We start from the raw sequence: 17261 nt of genomic DNA, 5'->3' as shown, positions 1-17261 counted from the left end.
CCGGCCTGGTCCCGACCGCCGAGCAGGATCGGAGCCGCTGGGACGCGACCGCCGCGTCAGTGCGGGCTGACCTTGACCGCCGGCGCCGGGAGGCCCTCGAACCAGGCAGCCTCCCGCAGGGTGTCCAGGATCCGCTGCCGGCCCTCGGCGTCCTGCCGGTCGATGAACAGGATGCCGTCCAGGTGGTCGGTCTCGTGCTGCATGCAGCGGGCGAGGATGCCGTCGCCGACGACCTGGACCGGGTCGCCCTTCTTCGTGAAACCCTTGGCGGACACGTTCATCCGCCGCTTGGTGTCCAGATAGATCCCGGGGATGGACAGGCAGCCCTCCGGACCGTACTGCTCCTCCTCATCGGGGAACTCCAGGACCGGGTTGACCAGGTGGTCGAGTTTCAGGTCGTTGCCCGGCAGGTCCGGGTTGATCGCGAAGACCCGCAGGCCGACGCCGATCTGCGGCGCGGCGAGCCCGGCGCCCCGGGACTGGGCGAGCGTCTGCGTCAGATCGCCGACCAGCCTGTCCAGCTCGGCGTCGAAGTCGGTGACCGGCGCGGCGATCTGGCGGAGCACCGGGTCACCGACCTTCCGGATGGAGACTACGGTCACTGCGGACCTCCAGGAATCACTGTGGATGTGCCACCTACTTCGTACGCCAGTCAGTGGTCCCGCGACCAGTCGGCGACGGGTGCCGGCAACAGCGGCGGCGTTGCGTGGTGACATCCGCCGGAAGTTTGATCGGCGGTCGTGGATGTCGGCCGAAGGGCGGGTCTGCCCCCACGGGCCCCGGTGTCATCATGCTTGCCATGCCCATCACGACAGAGGTCTACCGACGAGAGACGCCGCAGGGCGCCGACACCGTGACGGTCATGGCGTCGATCGACGACGAGGGCGCCGAGATCCGCGTCGTCCACGAGCGCGACGGCAAGGTCGTCGCCGATGCGATCCCGCACTGGGGGCAGGACCCTGCCGCGGGCCGGCGCTGGGTTCAGGAGCATCGCGAGGCCCGGTTCGCGGAGGGCTACCGGCCGGTCGAGAAAGCCGGCGACCCCGAGCGGTGACAACGGTTTCTACCGGCGTACTTCCAGACAAAGGACTCGGACCGGGCGTGCCTCAGTCGTGGGGGAGTAGCAGGTCCGCCTTCTCCGGTGGGCCGGAGAAGCCGCCGTAGATCCTGTTCGGGCCGGCCACCAGGGGAGCGACGGCGGCCTTGGTCAGCCGCCGGACGGTCGTGCCGTCGTCGAAGCCGTTCTGGACGCACCCGGCGTAGCGCATCGTCATCTCGGCGAGGCCGGTCGCGGATCGCACCAGGAGCACGATGATCTCGTTCCCGTGGGCGGCCTCGGGCAGGCAGTCCGCCGGGGTGTCCAGGTCGCCGCTTCCGGCCGGCGCGGCGGCGATGCGGCGCACCTCGTCGGCGGCGGCCGCGCCGTCCAGGCGCAGGCCGGACAGCAGACGCGGCGGCACCCGGCCGGGACCCGCCTCCGGCAGCGGGTACTTGCAGGCGGAGAGCGAGGTCACGTCGTGCAGGGCCGTGACGTCTGCCGGCGGTGCCGGACGCAGGTCGGGGCCGGTGCTGATCTGATGGGTGACCGGGCAGCCGGCGTCGTCGACCGTCACCCGGTGAACGGTGGCGACGATCCGGTCGCGCAGCTGCTCCGGCGCCTGGACGATCACCTCCACGCTGTCGCGCCGCACCGTGGTGCGGTCACCTTCGCGGGTGATGCCGTCGCTCTGATCCGTGCGGCCGAAACCGACGGTCCAGCCGGTGTTCGCGATCAGGGATCCGGGCGGTGTCCCGTTCGTCCCGCCGCCACAGGCGATGGCCGGAATCGGGCCCCCGGGCCGGGCGACCGCGGGCGGATGGTCTCCCGGTTTGACGCACCAGGCGTCGAGCCGGATCGCCTGGTTGTCCCAGCCCCAGTCGCCGGGGACGCCGACCTGGACGCCGCCGAACGACTCCCACCGCCAACCGGCCGGCAGCGCCGGCCGGTCGGCGGCCGATTCCGCCGGCGACGCGGCGGGCTCAGGTGCTCCCGCCGGGCGTGCGCACGCTGCCAGGACTCCCACTGCCAGGACGATCGCCGCCGCCTTGACCACACCACGCATCGTCTTCCCCCGAGTTCTGCTGACGGTTCAGCGGGTCAGACGTCGGCGCGGCACCGCTGGTTCCACCCGGCATCATGCCGCCGGTGACGGGATCGTCGCGGTGGAAAGCGTCGCCCGGGAGAGGATCGACACGTGTGCCCGCGCGGGCGGGCGGGTAACGGCGGATTCGTGGAGAACAGCGCGGACAACGGCCGTACCGGAAATGGATCCGACAAGGAAAAGGGCAGCACCTGGACGGTGCTCGTGGCGGTGGCCGCGAATCTGGCCATCGCCATCGCGAAAATCGTCGCCGGGTTCCTGACCGGGTCGGCCTCGATGTGGGCGGAGGCGGCTCACTCGGTGGCGGATACCGGCAATGAGGTGTTGCTGCTGGTCGGGCTGAAGAAGTCCCGTAAAGGGCCGGACGAGAAACATCCCTTCGGGTACGGGCAGGAACGGTATTTCTGGACGTTCCTCGCCGCGCTGGGGATCTTCCTGGTCGGCGGCGTGCTGTCGATCGGTGAGGGGGTTCGCAGCCTGCTGGCGCCCGAGCCGGTGGAGTCGCTCTGGGTCGGCGTCGGGGTCCTCGTGGTGGCCGCCGGTTTCGAGAGTTTCTCCTGGTACACCGCGCACAAGCAGCTGCGCGAGGAGGCCCGCGAGCAGGGCCGGTCGATGCGGCATCACCTGCGGCACGCGTCCGACCCGAGCGTGACGACGGTCTTCCTGGAGGACACCGCGGCGCTGGCCGGCCTCGCCATCGCGCTCGCGGCGCTGGTGCTGCACGCGACGACCGGCTGGGCGGGCTGGGACGCGGTCGGCAGCATGACGATCGGCCTGCTGCTGATCGGGGTGGCGTTCCTGCTGGCGCGGCGCTCGAAGGGGCTGCTGCTGGACGAGTCGGCCCCGGCGGACGTGCTCGACCCGATCCGCGAGCGGGTGCGCGACGAGGAGTGGGTGGCCGAGATCAAGGACCTGCACGGGGTCTGGGTCGGTCCGTCGCAGCTGCTGGTCAATCTGTGGGTGACGCCGAAGACCGACGACGACCTGGTGGGCCGGGTGACGCGGCTGCGGCGTGCACTTCTGGAGGACGAGTCGGTCACCCAGGTGACTGTCACCCTGGAGTGATCAGTGCGGCGACAAGGCCTATCGGCGTACTGGGAAATGGGCGGTGAAACGGTACCTGTAACGACCGAGGGCAGGGGCAGGTTACTGTCCCTACATTCCTAACAAAAGCGCATTAATTTACCCAGGCTGCAATTTCCGTAAACACCAGCGAAACGCGCTTTCTCGGGACGAGGCTTGAGTACGCGCCGGACCGTCCGGCCGGCGCGAGCCGGTTGACGAGAGGGTGCGCGGAGATGAGTGCGGTGGCCACAGAGGTGGCGCGGCGGGCGACGGGCACGCTGCAGGACCTGGTCTCTCCGCTGGGCGGCCTGATAACCGGGGTGCAGCAGCTGCCGGTCGAGCCGTCGAACCCGCCGCTGAAGGTTTTCTCCGCGAACCTCGGTGACGTGTCGACGGTGATCGACACGATGTGCGGGCCGGACTGCCTGGGCAGTCTGGACGGCACCGGCACCGGGGTGGACCCGGAGCACGCGCGGATGGTGGCCTGCGCCGAGGCGCTCGAACGGTACGCGAACAGCCTCTACGCCGACGCGCAGCTGCGCTGGGCGACCGCCGACGAACTGACCGCCCTCGGTGAGGACGTCCTCGACCTCGACGCGCTGCCGCGCTGCTCCGCGACGGAGCTCGCCGACCCGCACTGCCCGGTCGTCCCGCCCGCCAAGTCCGAGCGGATGCGGTGGATCAAGGGGATGAACCTGCGTACGCGGGAACTCTCCTGGGTCCCGGCGGTGCTGGTCTACATGCACATCGCCGCGCACGGGGCGGAGAAGATCACCAACCCGATCTCGACCGGCGCGGCGGCGCACAGCGACCCGGTCCGCGCGGTCACCGGCGCGCTCTGCGAGGTGATCGAGCGCGACGCGATCAGCCTGGTCTGGCTGCAGGAGCTCGCGCTGCCGCGGATCGAGCTGGACGTGGCCGGGCCGCAGCTGCGCAAGTTCCTCGACCTGTACGCGGACCGGGACGTGACGGTCGAGCTGTTCGACGCGACCACCGACCTCGGGATCCCGATCGTGTACGCCGTCTCGACCGCCCCGAACCATCCCGACTGCGACACCGTCGTGGCCTGCGCGGCCGCCCTCGACCCGCAGGTGGCCGCCGCGAAGGCGATCTCCGAGACGGTGTCCGTGCGGATCGCGCTGCAGGGCGACAAGGCGCCGGACGACGTGCACGACTTCAGCGGGGTGTCGGACGGCGCGATCTACATGGGCCACCCGTCCCGCGCGCCGGCCTACGACTTCCTGCTCGGCGGCAGCGCACGCCGCCGCCTGTCCGAGATGCCGAACCTGGCCACCGGCGACGCGGCCGCGGACCTACGGGTGGTGCTGGATCGGCTGGACGCGAGCGGGCTCGACTCGTACCTGGTGGACTTGAGCCCGGACGAGGCGATCCGTGCCGGGATGACCGTGGTCCGCGCGGTGATTCCCGGGCTGCTGCCGCTCTCGTTCACGTACCGCTCGCGCTTCCTCGGCAGTCCGCGGCTGTACGAGGCGCCGGTGCGGATGGGCTATCCCAGCCGGCCCGAGTCCGAGCTCAATTCCTGGCCGCAGCCGTTCGCCTGAGGAGTCACCATGTCGCACCTGATCATCACCGCGGTGGGACCGTTCGGGTACGCGGTCGCCGAGCGGCTGCGGGACCTGGTTCCCCACGTGTCGGTGGTGGACGCGCCCGGCGGGCTGCCGGTCGCCGAGGTTCTGGACGTTTTATCACGACAAAGCGGAATCAATCTTCTCGCCTCCTGGCGTCGCGCTCCACGGCTGGAGCGCGAGTTCGACGAGGAGTCGTTCCGGACCGGCCGGCCCTGGCTGCCGGTGATCCTCGACCATCCCCAGCTCGAAGTCGGCCCGGCCGTCGTCCCCGGCCTCGGCGCCTGCCACGACTGCTACCGCCGCCGGATCGCCCAGCACGACAACGCCCGCGTCATCCGCGCGGCGACCGGCGACCACTACGACGCCCACCCCGAGGCCGGCCCGGACGGCTTCCTCCCGTCGACCGCGCTGCTCGCCGCGGCGCTCGCGGCCGAGGCGGTCGACCGGCTGCGCGCCGACGCGGCCAGCGAGGCGGGCCGGGTGCGCCAGATCGAGGTGCCGGCCCAGCAGGTGCGGACCGGCCGGGTGGTCGGCGCGCACGGTTGCCCGCGGTGCGGGCTGGGACGGGACGAGACGACGCGGTCGTACGAACGGCTGCCCGAGCTGCTGCAGGGAGTGTGGCGATGATCCAGGTCGAGGAGACCACCCGCACCGACGGGCGCATGGACGCGGCGACCATGGCGTACGCCGTGGCCACCGACCCCCAGTTCGCCCCGCCGGCTCGCCCGTGCCTGGCGGCCGGCCTGGTCCAGGTGCCGCTGGTCGACGGCGTCGCGTTCGTGGGCACCGGCAACCGGCAGACCGTGCTCCGCGGCCGTTCGGCGGTGCAGCTCGTTCCCCGGCTGCTGCCGTACCTGGACGGCACCCGCACGGTGGCCGAGCTGGCCGAGGCGCTCCCGCGCGTACCGCTGAAGTCGTTGCACGGCTGCGTGTCCCTGCTCTACGTGAGCGGCCTGCTGCAGGACGGACCGGTCGGCGAGGTCGTCGAGGTGATCCCGCCCGAGGTCGCCGGATACCTCGGCCGGAACCTGGACACCACCCGGGTCAACCGCAGCCGCAACGAGGCGTGCGAGCGCCTGGCCCGTACCCGGGTGCTGGTCGCCGGGGCCGGGCCGCTCGCCGCGACGCTGCGCGCCGAACTGGCCGGCGCGGGCGCCGACGCGCACCCCTGGGCCGGTGAGGAGCTGACCGCCGGTGACTTCCTGGTCGCCGTCGACGACGGGGACGCCGCCGCGATGGCGAAGGTCGACGCCGCCTGCCGGGAAGCCGGGGTCAGCTGGCTTCGGACCGCGGCCGGCGCGAACACCGCCGAGGTCGGGCCCCTGTTCGACGCCCGATACACCTGCTGCCACGACTGCTTCGCGCGGAACCGGTCCGGCCCGGCGGGAGTGCCGTCCCCGGCCCGCGCCGCGGCCTGGGTGGCGCTGGCCGTGACCGAAACCGTTCACCTGCTCTCCCGGGTCGGCCAGACACCGTCGATGCAGGTCTGCACGGTCTACGACCTGAACGAGTGGTCGCAACTCGCCGTCGGCGCCTTCCGCCGGCCCGGCTGCCCGGTCTGCCTGCCCGCCGACCCGAACGCCGCGACGCAGACGCCGCCGGTGGCCCACCGCTACGAGCAGGCGGTCGCCTTCCCCGCCCGGGAATGGCTCAACCCCAAGGAGCACCAGGCGCACTACCGGCCCGCGAACCACGCGCTGCAGCGCTACAACAAGGAGTTCAAGGCCGCCCCGCGTCTCGCGCTGGGCGACGGGTCACTGTCAGATCTTCTTCGCCGTACGGCGGGTCTGCGCGACCTCGGTGACAACGGCCTGCCGGGTCAGATCAGCCGGTGGGCGCCGACCGGTGGGAACCTGGGGTCGGTGCAGGCGTACCTGCTCGCGTCCGGCGTCGAGGGGCTGGACCCGGGCTGGTACTTCTACCAGCGCGCCGACCACAGCCTGGGCCGCGTCCGGGCCGCGTCGGCCGGTGCCTGCCCCGAGCTCGAGGAGACCGGCCCGTCCGCGCTGCTGGTGCTCACCGGGGCCCTCGCCGTCGTCGGGGCCAAGTACTTCGACTTCGCCTACCGGATCCTCGGCCTCGACGCCGGGTGCGCGCTCGCCCAGCTCTCCGCCGTCGCGGCGACGCACGGCATCACCAGCCGGTTCGCCACCCGCTGGGACGACACGGCGATCCACGACGCGCTGCGCACCGACCCGGACACCGAGCCGGTCACCGCCGTGATCGCCCTGGACGGCATCGCGGGAGGCCTGTGATGACCGTTTCTGAGCAGCCCGGAACGACCGCCTGTGGAGGCCTGCCATGACTGTCACCACCGACCAGGACCGCTACCGGATCCTCGGCGAGCTGATGATCGACAGCCGGCTGGACGCGGCCGGGGCCCGCCGCCCGCTCACACCGGTGCCCACCCACCTGATGCCCGCACCCGATCAGGGACCGATCACCGAGTTGCCGTCGCCGGCCCCGCCGCGCGCCACGCTGGACGAGGTGCTGCCCGGCCGGGTCGCGGTCCGCGACTACGGGCCCGAGCCGATCACCGCCGCCGAGCTCTCCGCGATCTTCGCGGCCGCCGAGACGATGGACGCCGAGTCCTGGCCCGGCGAGCGCGACGCCGGCGTCCGCCTGGAGTTCTTCTGCGCCACCTGGCGGGTCACCGGCGTCGGCACCGGCCTCTACCGGTACCTGCCGGGACGCGACGCCCTGCGCCGCGTCGCGAGCCTGCCGACCGGCCAGGAAGCCGCCGACCTGGTCATCCAGACGGAGTTCGCCCAGGCGGCCGCCCTGCTCGTGATCACCGGCAACCTGGCCGGCTCGCTCGACCGGCACGGCAGCCACGGCCACCGCCTGCTGCTGTCGCGGGCCGGCGCGGCCGGGCACGCCGCCTGGCTGGCCGCCCTGCGCCTGCGCCTGGCCGGCACCGTCTTCGCCGGTCTGCTGCCCCACGTGCTGCGGGAACGTGCGGGCGCCGACGGCTATCACCGCGCGCCACTGCTCGCCTTCGCCGTCGCGCACCCCGCGACCGCAACGGCGGCGTAGCGCCCGGTCCACAGTCTGGGGTCCGCGTTTCCGGCGTACGGACCCCGGCCGGAAGGCCCGAACGCCGACCGGAACCTGCATGGACACGACACATCGAAGGAGCTGAGTCGCATGCACAGTGAACTGAACGGACCCGAGGTCATCGATGAACTCGACCTCTGGTTGGAGGACGATCTGACCGCCGAGCAGCTGCCGACCGTGGTCAGCGCGTCGCTGCTCGGCACCGGTGGCTGCGGTGGCTGCGGACCGTGCGGCCCCTGCGGGCCGTGCGGCCCTTGCGGCCCTTGCGGGGGCACCCGCGGCTGCCATCACTGCGGCCCGTGCGGCGGCACCCGCGGCTGTCATCACTGCGGCCCGTGCGGTGGCACCCGCGGCATGCACTGACGTTCGTCAGCTGAGATCGACCCGGGGGTGCGCCGCACGGCGTGCCCCCGGCCCCGCCCGGGTAGACGGAAGGCCCCCGATGACCACCACGGACTGGCTGGAGAGGCCCGTCGCACTGGCACCCGAGGTCACTCTCATCGACGGCGCCGACGGTCACTCCCTGCTCTTCGATCCGGTGAGCGGCAGATACGTCCGCCTGAGCCGGACCGGAGCCCGCCTCATCCCCCTGCTGGACGGCTCCCGGACCGGCACCGCGCTGCTGGAGGCCGCCCGGCGGTCGCGCGGACCTGACGGCGTACGCGATCGTGCCCCTGTTCTGCTGTCCTTCCTGACCGACCTGCGTGCGGCAGGCGTCCTGTCAGTGCCGCCCGACCCCCCACGCGGCGGGCAGCGGGCCTTCCTCTGGTTCCTGCGCCTCGCGCCCCGGATCCGCATCCCGGCCCGGCACCTGAACCGCATGCTGCGCCCGCCGTCGATGGCGCTGGCCCGTTACCCGCGCACGTTCACCACGCTGACGGTGGCGGCCGCACTCGCGTCGACGGTCCTCATCGTCCTGGCGACGGCCCTTCCGGCGCCGCTCTCGTTCGCCGGCCCGCCGTGGCTCCTGACCGTCGGAGTGCTGCTGGTGCAGGCCGCAGTCCACGAGATGGGCCACGCGTCGGTCTGCCAGGCGCTGGGCGTGCCGGTCCGCGAGGCCGGCGTGAAGATGTTCTGCCTGCTGATCCCGCTGACGTACGTCGACCGCACCGACGCCTACCGGGTCCGCTCCCGCTTCGGGCGCAGCGCCGTCGCCCTGATCGGGCCGCTGGTCGACCTGATCGCGACCGGCATCTGCGCGCTGCTGATCCTGCTCGACCCGGTGCGGTTCGCGGACCTGCGCTGGCTGCTCGGCATGCAGCTGTTCATCGTCTTCAACAACCTGAACCCGCTGCTCCCGTTCACCGACGGCCACCACGCCATGGAGGCCGGCCTCGGCGAGATCAACCTGCGGGATCGCGCCTTCCGCTACCTGGGGCACGTGATCTTCCGCCGTCCGCTGCCCGCGGCCCACCGGGCGGTCTCCACCGCACGGCGTGGCATGTACCTGGCCTACGGCCTGATCAGCACCGTCTTCGTGGCCATGCTGCTGGCGATGATCTCGATGAACTACTACAGCCTGATCCTCCACTTCACGAACTGACTTCCCGGGTACGTCGTCGAGCCGCCCGCCCGCACCCGCCTCGTCCCGTGGCGCCCGGTCACGCCGTCGTTCCCTGGCCCGCGACAACGGCCGTCGCCCCCCGCGTAGCAGCAGCGTCACACACCTGTCGGCCAGCCGGTTGGTCGCGGCTGGCGCTGCGGGGTGTGTCGAGGCGGGGATGCGCCCTTGGCGGCCAGCCGGTTGGTCGCGGCTGGCGCTGAGGGGTGTGTTGGAGCTGGGATACACCCCTGGAAGCCAGCCGGGATCTGTTGCACCGTCCGCCGTTACCGGGTCGCGCGAGTCGTTGCCGCCTTGCCCCCGGACGCGCGGGCGCCGACGCCCGGCAGTCGAGCCCGGACGCCGGCGGCGTGGTCAGGACGCGTAGGTCTCGAACTCGGCGACCTTCGGTGTACCGGAAGCGGCAGTGATCCTGAAGGTGATCTTCGTCGTGGAGGTCGCGGCGAAACTGATCACGCCGGCACCGGAGCCGGAGGCCAGGACGGCTCCCGTGGCGCCGTTGACCACCTGGTAGGAGCCGATGACGCCGCTCGTGACCTCGCGGAGGTTGATGCGGGAGACGGTGGTGGCCGAGCCCCACTTGATCGAGATGTCGCCGGTGGTGCCGCTCGGCGACCAGTACGTGCTCAGGCTCGCGTCCTTGACGTTGCCGTAACTGGTGCCGCTGGCCTTGCTGGAGCCGTCCGCGCCGGCGCCCGAGGCGAGGCTCAGGTTCGTGCCGCTCGGCTGGGTCGGGCTCGTCGACGGCGACGGCGGGGTGGACGGCGAGGTCGACGGGCTGCTCGACGTGGTCGGGCTGGGGCTGCTCGTCGTGGTGGCGCAGGTGCCGGTGGAGCTCTTCAGCCCGGTGTTCGCCCCGGCCGTCGCCTTCACGACGGCGGGCACGCACGACGCGTTGTCCAGCGTGTACGCGTACGGGATCGAGACGCTCGTGTTCGAGACCGGGTTCGGCCCGGCCGGGTTGTTGTCCTCACCCGGTGCAGTCCAGGTCACGTTGTCGAAGATGTTGCCGCTGACCTGCCAGTATCCGGGCAGGTCGGTGTAGAACGTGCCGAGCACGTCCTTCGAGTCCTGGAAGTAGTTGTTGTCGACTCTGGCCTTGCCACCCGCGCGCGGGTTGATCCCGGACTCGTTGAGGCTGTGGTAGTAGTTGTTGTAGATGTGCGCTGTCGCGCCGCGCAGCAGCGGTGTGCGGGAGTCGATGTTCTCGTACCAGTTGTGGTGGAACGTGACCGGCCCGTTGGCCAGGTCGCTGTCGCCGGAGCCGACCAGCCCGCCCCGGCCGGAGTTGCGCAGGATGCTGTAGGACAGGGTTACGTACTTCGTGTTGTCCTTCATGTCGAACAGCCCGTCGTAACCCGCCGACTCGCCGCCCGAGGCGATCAGTGACGTGTGGTCGACCCAGATGTTGTGGACGTCGGTCTCCATGCCGATCGCGTCGCCGCCGTTCGACGTCGGCGAGCCGGACTTCTTCACGTTCTGGACGGTCACGTTCTGGATGATGATGTTGCTGGAGTTCCGGATGTGGATGCCCAGCTGGTCGAAGACGGCGCTGCCGACCCCGACGATGGTGACGTTGGAGATGTCCTTCAGCTCGATCCGGTCGGCGGCGGTGTTGCAGCTGGCGCCGGAGACCTTCGTCGTGTTGCCGTGGTTGATGGTGCCGGTCACCTCGATGACGATCGGGGTGCTGGCGCTGGCGCGGCCGCAGAGGGCCTGGTGGATCTGGGTGCCGGTGGTGGCCCGCACGGTGGTGCCGCCGGCACCGCCGGTCGTGCCGCCGTTCTGGGTGGCGAATCCGCTGGCCGAGCCGGTGACGGCGGCGGAGGCCTGGGCGTTGGGGAGGACGAGGGCGATGGCGCCCGCGGCCACGGCGGTGCCGGCGGCGGCGATGAACCGGGTTTTTCTCATGCTCGGCGCTCCTTGGGGATGGGGTGCAGGAAAGCGCTTTCCTACGGTTCTTCCGCCGAGCATAGGAGGACGTCGATTAACAAACAAGAAACTCCGTCGTTTGCATTTTGTTGCAGTCCGGAGCGGCACTATGAGGAGATGAGCACCTACTTCAAGGTCGTGCCGGAATCGTCGGTCCCGTCCCCGGCCGGGTCGGCGGAGAACTTCGACGGGCAGGTGTGGCAGGCCGACGTCCTGCGTGCGGAGCAGCCCGGCGGCCTGCGTGGACACCGCTTCGCGTACGCGCCGGGCGGCCGCTCGCACTGGCACGTCCACACCGGCGAACAGGCGCTGATCGTCGTGGCCGGCCGCGGCCTGATCCAGTGGGAGGGCCTCGACGAGCCGCGCGAACTGCAGCCGGGGGACTGGGTGCACGTCGAGCCGGGAGTCCCGCACTGGCACGGTGCCGCCGACGACAGCATCTTCGTCCACCTGGCGGTGACCGCCACCGGCGCGACCGAGTGGGGCGACCGGGTCGAGCGCTGACCGCCACCGGCGCGACCCGAGAGGGCGGCGGGTGCCGGTGGGACCGAGAGCGGCGGCAGGGCTGCGTGCTGACCGGCGCCGGGTCCGGAGACGCAGGGGGCGAAAGGCCGCGTTTCGGGTCGGTCGGCACGGGAATGCGGCCGGTATGACCACCACCAAGGAAGACCAGCAGGAGAAGGAACGGCAGCAGCAGCCACCCGGCCTCACCACCCGGATGGACCGCAAACCCGACCACGGCGAGGAGTCCTACCGCGGCTCGGGGCGGCTCACCGGCAAACGGGCGGTGATCACCGGCGGGGACAGCGGCATCGGGCGGGCGGTCGCGATCGCGTTCGCGCGCGAAGGCGCCGACGTGCTGATCTCCTACCTGCCGCAGGAGCAGGACGACGCGCGGGACACCGCGGCGCTGGTCGAGGCGGCCGGGCGCAAGGTGGCCCTCGTGCCGGGGGACCTCACCGACCCGGCGCTGAGCAAGCGGATCGTCGAGCAGGCGGTGCGCGACCTCGGCGGCATCGACGTCCTGGTGAACAACGCGGCGTTCCAGATGACCCACGAGACGGTGGAGGAGATCTCCGACGAGGAGTGGCAGCACACCTTCGACACCAACATCACCGCGATGTTCCGGCTGGTGAAGGCCGCCCTGCCACACCTGGGGGAGGGCGCGTCGATCATCAACACCAGCTCGGTGAACTACGACCAGCCGAAGCCGACGCTCCTGCCGTACGCGACGACGAAGGGCGCGATTGCGAACTTCACCGCGGGGCTCGCGCAGATGCTCGGCGAGCGGGGGATCCGGGTCAACGCGGTCGCGCCCGGGCCGATCTGGACGCCGCTGATCCCGTCGACGATGCCACCGGAGCAGGTCGCCGAGTTCGGCAAGAACACGCCGCTGGGGCGCGCCGGTGAGCCGAAGGAGGTCGCTCCCGCGTACGTGCTGCTCGCCTCCGACGAGGCCAGCTTCATCTCCGGTGCGATCATCCCGGTCACGGGTGGCAAACCAATCCTGTGACCACTGCCGTGCCCGGCTCGACGGACACCCCGATGCGGCGCGAGCTGTGGGACGGCGATGACGCCGACGAAAAGGCCGCCGGGAGCACCGGCGGCCGTTTCGGATGCGCAGGTCAGCGCTTGCCGCGCTTCGCGGCGGTCTTCTCGTCCTTGACACCCTCGGTCACCAGCACACCGGCGGCGTTCTCCAGGTGGGCGCGGACGAACCAGTGGTACTGCTCGAGCTGCCCGGCCTGGGCGATGAGCAGGTCCTGCGTCACCGGGTCGGGCTCGTCGGTCTTCTCGATCGCCTCCCGGTGCGCCTCGATCACGCCGGTGTAGACGATGTCGAGCGCGGCCAGGTGCGAGTTGGTGTCGGCGCGGCCGATCGAGTAGTCGTCCCACGACCGCTGGGCGACCAGCGCGCCCGGCGTGCCGACCGGCGAGCCGCCGAGGGTGGCGATCCGCTCAGCCAGGGCGTCGACCATCTCGCGGACCGCGTCGACCTGCGGGTCGAGCATCTGGTGCACCGCGATGAAATGCGGACCGACGACATTCCAGTGAATGTGCTTCAAGGTCAGCGCAAGGTCGTTCAGCGCGTTCAGCCGGTCCTGCAGCAGCGCGATGACCTCACCGGCGACCTCGGGCTTGATCCCGGGCACGGTGTAGCTCGGGCTCGTGGTGCTGATTGTCGCTCGCTTACGCGGTGGCATCGCTCATCACTCCTTTTCCAGGTTTCTCGACCCGCTTTTGTTCCCTGCCCACGAATGCGCAAACGCCATTCCGCGCAACGTGCCGGAGGCCACTGCCCGGTCGAGAATGAGATCCATGATCCTGGCTCGATATCTGCTGGCAGCCGTCTGCGCCCGTCTCGCCGACGAGGGCGCCCGGGTCGCGATCGTCCTGCTCGCGCTGGAGCGCGCCGACGACGCGGCTCTCGGCGGGCTGCTGGTCGCGGCGTTGATGGTGCCGCACGTGCTCGCCGCGCCGCTGGTCGGAGCGGCCGCCGACCGGATCCGGCGCCGCCGGCTGCTCTACACGACGGCCTTCCTCTGGTACGGCGTGAGCCTGGCCGCCGCCGCGACCCTGATTGGCACGTCGTCCTGGGCCGCCGCGCTGATCCTGGCCGTCGCCGGATGCCTGTCCCCGTTGTTGCTGGGCGGCCTGAGCAGTCTGCTCGGTGAGCTGGCGCCGGGGAATCGGGCCCGCGCCTTCAGTCTCGACGCCGGCACCTACGGCACCGCGGGCATCGCCGGCCCGGCGGTCGCCGCGGTGCTGGCCGGCTGGGCGGGAGCGGGCTGGGCGCTGGCCGGGCTGGGCGGCTTCGTCGTGGCCGGGGCGGCGTTGTTCCTGACCTTGCCGTTGCGCGGGAGATCGGCGCCGGAGGCCCAGCCAGTACGGCCGATCGCGGGTCTGATGGTCTTCGTGAGACGACCGCGTCTGGCAGCGGTGACCGCCGCGTCGACGTTCCAGCTTCTGGGTTTCGGGGCGATGCCGCTGGCCGCCGCCTCGATCGCGGCTCAGGCGCACCGGCCCGCGCTGACCGGTTTGCTGGTCTCGGCGAGTGCCTGCGGCGGGTTGTTCGGCTCGGTGATCTGCACCCGGATCCCGGTGGTGCACCGGCGCCCGGAGCTGGTGGTGCTGCTCTGCACCGCGGCGATGACGGTTCCGTTCGCGCTGGCGGTGGTGGGGTGGCAGGCGGTGCTTTTCGCCGTCGCCGGCGTGTTCAGCGGCGTGGCCTCGGTCGCGGTGTTCACCACCCGCGACCGGGAGGCGCCGCCCGGGCTGCGTACCCAGGTGTTCACGCTGGGCGCCGGTTTCAAGGTGACCGCGGCGGCGGCCGGAGCCGCCGCCGGTGGTCTGCTCGCGTCGGGCGATCCCGCGGTCCTGCTGATCGCCATTGCCGCGTGTCAACTGCTGGGAGCGGCAACCGGGGGACTGCTGCTGATCAGACCTTCTGCGTCTCGGTCGTTGACGGGTGCAGCTCAGCGGTCGTCTTCTTGACGAACCGGCCGGTGCTGGTGCTCCGGTTCACCTCGCGGTCGCCGTGGTCCTTCCCGACGTGCTCGGTGGTCGTGGACTTCGGATCCCGCTTCGTGGTCGACTCCTTGACGAATCGGCCGCTGCGCGCGCTACGGTTCACATCGTGTTCCTTGCCGGCCATGTCGGGGGGCCTCCTGTCGTGTCGTCGGTGTGTCTTCCTGATACGTGCCCACCGACGAAAAGTGGAAACGTCTGGATCTGTCCGGCCGGGCAGGCCCCGCCGATGACGGCAACCGCTGCCGTCCGTCGTCACCCGTGCAGGCCGAGCCGGGCCGCGAGGGTTCCGGGATCCAGCGCCGTCGGCGGGGGCCCGGGAGTGACCAGGGCCAGGCGCAGCACGTTGCGCACCGGCGCGGCCGTCACCGTCTCCTCCGGACCGGCGTACATCCGCGCCAGGCAGCTCGGCATCAGCGCCGGCACACCCAGCGCCCGCGCTGTCCGCACCGCGGTCTCCGCGGTCGCCGCAGACCGCGGCTCGGCACCCAGGGCGATCATCCGGTCCCGCAGGACCTGCGCCGACAGGTCGATGGTGTAGACGATCACCACCCTTTCCCGGTACGGCCGACGCCCGCGACCCGGCCCGGCCACCCCGGCCGGGAACAGCATCGCGTGACTGTCCCGCCCGATCGGCGTCGCGACCACGCCCGGGGGCAGCGTCACCTGATCGGCGATCGCCACCACCACCGCGTCCAGCGACCCTTCCGCCACCCATCCGATCATCCGGTCGCCGTGGTCGGTGACCTGCGTGACCGGCACGTCCAGCGCCGGGAACAGCAGTGGCGCGAAACTGGGGAACGTACCGACGGTCAGCGGCCGTTCGCGCGCGGCGGCCCGCGTCTGGTCGACGAGCACCGCCAGGTGCCCCAGGATGTGCGCGGCCCGGTCGGCCATCTCCCGACCCGCGCCGGTCGGCCGGGCGCCCGTCGGATCCCGGTCGAAGAGCCGTTCACCGACCCGGCGCTCCAGCGCGGCGAGCCGCTGACTGGCCGACGGCTGACTGATCAGCAGCTCGCGGGCGGCCGCGCCGACCGAGCCGAGGCGGACGATCGCGGTGACCAGGCGCAGGTCGTCGACCTCCGGCAATGAGCCCATAGGCACAGCCTATGCCCGGCACCGACGCCCAGCACGCTACCGTCGGTCACGGTTCGCCGGACAGCATCGACGACATGCGAGAACGCCGGGATCTGGGAACGCTGCTGCTGACCACGTTCGTGAGCTGGCTGGGTCAGCGGCTGACGGCGATCGCGTTGCCGCTGGTCGCGCTGGAACAGACCGGTTCGGCGTGGACCACCGGGCTGGTCGCCGGGGCGGCCGGGCTGCCACTGGTCACGTCGGGGTGGTGGGCGGGCCGGCCGCGGCGACTCGTCACCGATGGACGATCGCTCAGCGTCACCATGCTCGTGCAGGTGGCCGGGCTGCTCATCGTGCCGGTGGCCGCGTCGGCGGGCGGGGTCACCGCCGTACACCTGGCAGTGGCGGGTCTGATCTCGGGTTTCGCCGCCGCTGTCGCCGGGCCGGCGCGACACGCCCTGACCGCCGACCTCGGTGATCGCCTCGGCGCCGGAACGGCCGCTCGCGCGCTGGCGTGGCAGGATCTCGCGCACCGCGTCAGCATGGTCGTCGCGCCGCCGATCGCCGCTGCCGCTGTCGCGGCGGGCGGCACGATCGGTCTGCTCTGGTCCGAATGCTGCGGCCTCGCGGTGGCCGCTCTCCTGCAATCGCGCGTACGCGGTGAGCACGCCCGCCCGCAGTCCCCGGAACCGCCGGTGCGGCTGCGGCAGGTGTGGCGCCGCCACGCGGAGCTGCGCCGGGTCCTGGTGATGAGCGGCGTCGGGGGAGCGGCCTGGTTCGCGTTCGCGCTGGGTCTGGCAGTGCTCGGCGCGCAGACCGGACGCCCCGGGGTGCTGATCGTGGCCGGCCTGACCGGGTACGGCATCGGCTCGGTCTGCGGCGCGCTCCTGGTCCCCGCGCTGACCACGCGACTGCCCGCGCTGCCGACCGCCGCGACCGCCTGGATCGTGCTCGGAGCATCCTTCGTGGCCATGGCGGGCGGTGCCGGCTCGGTCCCGTTCGTCGCCGTCTGCGCGGCAGTCGGCGGCGCTGTCATGCCGTTCGGGATCGCCGCCGGGAACACGTTGATCAGCAGCCGGACGACGGGCGCGGAACGGCGGGCCGCGTTCGCCGCGGAAAGCGTCGTGCACGACGGCGCGGCCACGATCGGCATGCTGCTCGGCGGCGCGGTGATCGGCCTGGCCGGCGCCCGCCCGACACTGGTGGCGGCGGGACTCCTGCAGCTGGTCGTCGCCGCCTTCGTGCTGGCGCGGGCCGCGGTGGAACGGGCCGCCGGGACGGCTCACGCCCGTACCGTGAATTGAATATCAT

17 protein-coding genes are annotated in these 17261 nt (G+C 71.8%); 11 read left to right on the top strand and 6 right to left on the bottom strand.

Going from position 1 to position 17261, the window contains the following annotated elements; genetic code table 11:
- Positions 1 to 56 precede the first annotated feature (56 nt).
- A complete protein-coding gene (gene def, locus Acy02nite_RS16720; RefSeq protein WP_203741585.1) occupies positions 57 to 602 on the bottom strand; it encodes a peptide deformylase in 546 nt (181 codons plus the stop codon).
- Positions 603 to 799: 197 nt separating this feature from the next.
- Here def and Acy02nite_RS16715 point away from each other — a divergent pair, with 197 nt between their 5' ends.
- Positions 800 to 1054, top strand: coding sequence for a beta/alpha barrel domain-containing protein (locus Acy02nite_RS16715; protein WP_203741584.1), 255 nt, complete (start codon positions 800 to 802; stop codon positions 1052 to 1054).
- 52 nt (positions 1055 to 1106) lie between these two features.
- Here the strand turns inward: Acy02nite_RS16715 and Acy02nite_RS16710 are convergent, their stop codons facing one another.
- Entirely contained in the window at positions 1107 to 2102 is a 996-nt protein-coding gene (locus Acy02nite_RS16710) for a hypothetical protein (RefSeq protein ID WP_203741583.1), read from the bottom strand.
- Positions 2103 to 2270: 168 nt separating this feature from the next.
- On the opposite strand from Acy02nite_RS16710, the gene Acy02nite_RS16705 reads away from it, so the two are divergent.
- The 6 genes from Acy02nite_RS16705 (at position 2271) to Acy02nite_RS16680 (ending at position 9395) form a co-directional block, all read left to right on the top strand.
- Positions 2271 to 3206, top strand: coding sequence for a cation diffusion facilitator family transporter (locus Acy02nite_RS16705; protein WP_203741581.1), 936 nt, complete (start codon positions 2271 to 2273; stop codon positions 3204 to 3206).
- A 233-nt stretch (positions 3207 to 3439) separates the two neighbouring features.
- Positions 3440 to 4768 carry a YcaO-like family protein gene (locus tag Acy02nite_RS16700; protein WP_203741579.1) on the top strand — a complete coding sequence of 443 codons (1329 nt, stop codon included), beginning with the start codon at positions 3440 to 3442 and terminating at the stop codon, positions 4766 to 4768.
- 9 nt (positions 4769 to 4777) lie between these two features.
- Entirely contained in the window at positions 4778 to 5422 is a 645-nt protein-coding gene (locus Acy02nite_RS16695) for a TOMM precursor leader peptide-binding protein (protein WP_203741577.1), read from the top strand.
- Positions 5419 to 7050 carry a nitroreductase family protein gene (locus tag Acy02nite_RS16690; protein WP_203741576.1) on the top strand — a complete coding sequence of 544 codons (1632 nt, stop codon included), beginning with the start codon at positions 5419 to 5421 and terminating at the stop codon, positions 7048 to 7050. The genes Acy02nite_RS16695 and Acy02nite_RS16690 overlap by 4 nt, the downstream gene beginning before the upstream one ends.
- Before the next feature lie 46 nt (positions 7051 to 7096).
- The gene (locus Acy02nite_RS16685; RefSeq protein WP_203741575.1) at positions 7097 to 7831 is read left to right on the top strand and encodes a nitroreductase family protein; all 735 of its coding nucleotides are present in this window, start codon (positions 7097 to 7099) and stop codon (positions 7829 to 7831) included.
- A 463-nt stretch (positions 7832 to 8294) separates the two neighbouring features.
- On the top strand, positions 8295 to 9395 hold the full coding sequence (locus Acy02nite_RS16680) for a hypothetical protein (RefSeq protein WP_203741574.1): 1101 nt from the start codon (positions 8295 to 8297) through the stop codon (positions 9393 to 9395).
- 372 nt (positions 9396 to 9767) lie between these two features.
- On the opposite strand, the gene Acy02nite_RS16675 is transcribed toward Acy02nite_RS16680, so the two are convergent.
- On the bottom strand, positions 9768 to 11324 hold the full coding sequence (locus Acy02nite_RS16675; RefSeq protein WP_203741573.1) for a pectate lyase family protein: 1557 nt from the start codon (positions 11322 to 11324) through the stop codon (positions 9768 to 9770).
- A gap of 138 nt (positions 11325 to 11462) precedes the next feature.
- Here Acy02nite_RS16675 and Acy02nite_RS16670 point away from each other — a divergent pair, with 138 nt between their 5' ends.
- On the top strand, positions 11463 to 11849 hold the full coding sequence (locus Acy02nite_RS16670) for a cupin domain-containing protein (protein WP_203741572.1): 387 nt from the start codon (positions 11463 to 11465) through the stop codon (positions 11847 to 11849).
- Between the two features lie 145 nt (positions 11850 to 11994).
- The gene (locus Acy02nite_RS16665; protein WP_203741571.1) at positions 11995 to 12858 is read left to right on the top strand and encodes an SDR family oxidoreductase; all 864 of its coding nucleotides are present in this window, start codon (positions 11995 to 11997) and stop codon (positions 12856 to 12858) included.
- A gap of 112 nt (positions 12859 to 12970) precedes the next feature.
- Here Acy02nite_RS16665 and Acy02nite_RS16660 read toward each other — a convergent pair whose 3' ends face one another.
- Positions 12971 to 13549 (bottom strand): Dps family protein, encoded by a 579-nt coding sequence (locus tag Acy02nite_RS16660; RefSeq protein ID WP_203741569.1) that lies wholly within the window; start codon positions 13547 to 13549, stop codon positions 12971 to 12973.
- Positions 13550 to 13664: 115 nt separating this feature from the next.
- On the opposite strand from Acy02nite_RS16660, the gene Acy02nite_RS16655 reads away from it, so the two are divergent.
- Complete coding sequence (locus Acy02nite_RS16655) at positions 13665 to 14840, top strand: MFS transporter (RefSeq protein WP_203741567.1); 1176 nt, start codon at positions 13665 to 13667, stop codon at positions 14838 to 14840.
- Here the strand turns inward: Acy02nite_RS16655 and Acy02nite_RS16650 are convergent.
- Both Acy02nite_RS16650 and Acy02nite_RS16645 read right to left on the bottom strand, forming a co-directional pair.
- A complete protein-coding gene (locus Acy02nite_RS16650; RefSeq protein WP_239174925.1) occupies positions 14785 to 14979 on the bottom strand; it encodes a hypothetical protein in 195 nt (64 codons plus the stop codon). The two genes, Acy02nite_RS16655 and Acy02nite_RS16650, sit on opposite strands and share 56 nt — an antisense overlap.
- Before the next feature lie 149 nt (positions 14980 to 15128).
- Positions 15129 to 15971 (bottom strand): LysR family transcriptional regulator, encoded by an 843-nt coding sequence (locus Acy02nite_RS16645; protein WP_203741563.1) that lies wholly within the window; start codon positions 15969 to 15971, stop codon positions 15129 to 15131.
- 11 nt (positions 15972 to 15982) lie between these two features.
- On the opposite strand from Acy02nite_RS16645, the gene Acy02nite_RS16640 reads away from it, so the two are divergent.
- Complete coding sequence (locus Acy02nite_RS16640; protein ID WP_203741561.1) at positions 15983 to 17254, top strand: MFS transporter; 1272 nt, start codon at positions 15983 to 15985, stop codon at positions 17252 to 17254.
- The last annotated feature ends 7 nt before the right edge of the window (positions 17255 to 17261 follow it).

The sequence above is a fragment of the Actinoplanes cyaneus genome (assembly GCF_016862095.1).
Lineage (GTDB): Bacteria > Actinomycetota > Actinomycetes > Mycobacteriales > Micromonosporaceae > Actinoplanes > Actinoplanes cyaneus.
The sequence above is the reverse complement of the archived record's forward strand: the minus strand, read 5'-3'. Positions and strand labels throughout refer to the sequence as shown.

What these genes read in the sequence shown, in the direction of transcription:
- Acy02nite_RS16695 (WP_203741577.1), top strand. Translation starts at nt 4,778, where the DNA reads ATGTCGCACCTGATCATCACCGCGGTGGGACCGTTCGGGTACGCGGTC.
- Acy02nite_RS16715 (WP_203741584.1), top strand. Translation starts at nt 800, where the DNA reads ATGCCCATCACGACAGAGGTCTACCGACGAGAGACGCCGCAGGGCGCC.
- Acy02nite_RS16675 (WP_203741573.1), bottom strand. Translation starts at nt 11,324, where the DNA reads ATGAGAAAAACCCGGTTCATCGCCGCCGCCGGCACCGCCGTGGCCGCG.
- Acy02nite_RS16700 (WP_203741579.1), top strand. Translation starts at nt 3,440, where the DNA reads ATGAGTGCGGTGGCCACAGAGGTGGCGCGGCGGGCGACGGGCACGCTG.
- Acy02nite_RS16710 (WP_203741583.1), bottom strand. Translation starts at nt 2,102, where the DNA reads ATGCGTGGTGTGGTCAAGGCGGCGGCGATCGTCCTGGCAGTGGGAGTC.
- Acy02nite_RS16680 (WP_203741574.1), top strand. Translation starts at nt 8,295, where the DNA reads ATGACCACCACGGACTGGCTGGAGAGGCCCGTCGCACTGGCACCCGAG.
- Acy02nite_RS16670 (WP_203741572.1), top strand. Translation starts at nt 11,463, where the DNA reads ATGAGCACCTACTTCAAGGTCGTGCCGGAATCGTCGGTCCCGTCCCCG.
- Acy02nite_RS16685 (WP_203741575.1), top strand. Translation starts at nt 7,097, where the DNA reads ATGACTGTCACCACCGACCAGGACCGCTACCGGATCCTCGGCGAGCTG.
- Acy02nite_RS16690 (WP_203741576.1), top strand. Translation starts at nt 5,419, where the DNA reads ATGATCCAGGTCGAGGAGACCACCCGCACCGACGGGCGCATGGACGCG.
- Acy02nite_RS16655 (WP_203741567.1), top strand. Translation starts at nt 13,665, where the DNA reads ATGATCCTGGCTCGATATCTGCTGGCAGCCGTCTGCGCCCGTCTCGCC.
- Acy02nite_RS16660 (WP_203741569.1), bottom strand. Translation starts at nt 13,549, where the DNA reads ATGCCACCGCGTAAGCGAGCGACAATCAGCACCACGAGCCCGAGCTAC.
- Acy02nite_RS16645 (WP_203741563.1), bottom strand. Translation starts at nt 15,971, where the DNA reads ATGGGCTCATTGCCGGAGGTCGACGACCTGCGCCTGGTCACCGCGATC.
- Acy02nite_RS16640 (WP_203741561.1), top strand. Translation starts at nt 15,983, where the DNA reads ATGCCCGGCACCGACGCCCAGCACGCTACCGTCGGTCACGGTTCGCCG.
- Acy02nite_RS16665 (WP_203741571.1), top strand. Translation starts at nt 11,995, where the DNA reads ATGACCACCACCAAGGAAGACCAGCAGGAGAAGGAACGGCAGCAGCAG.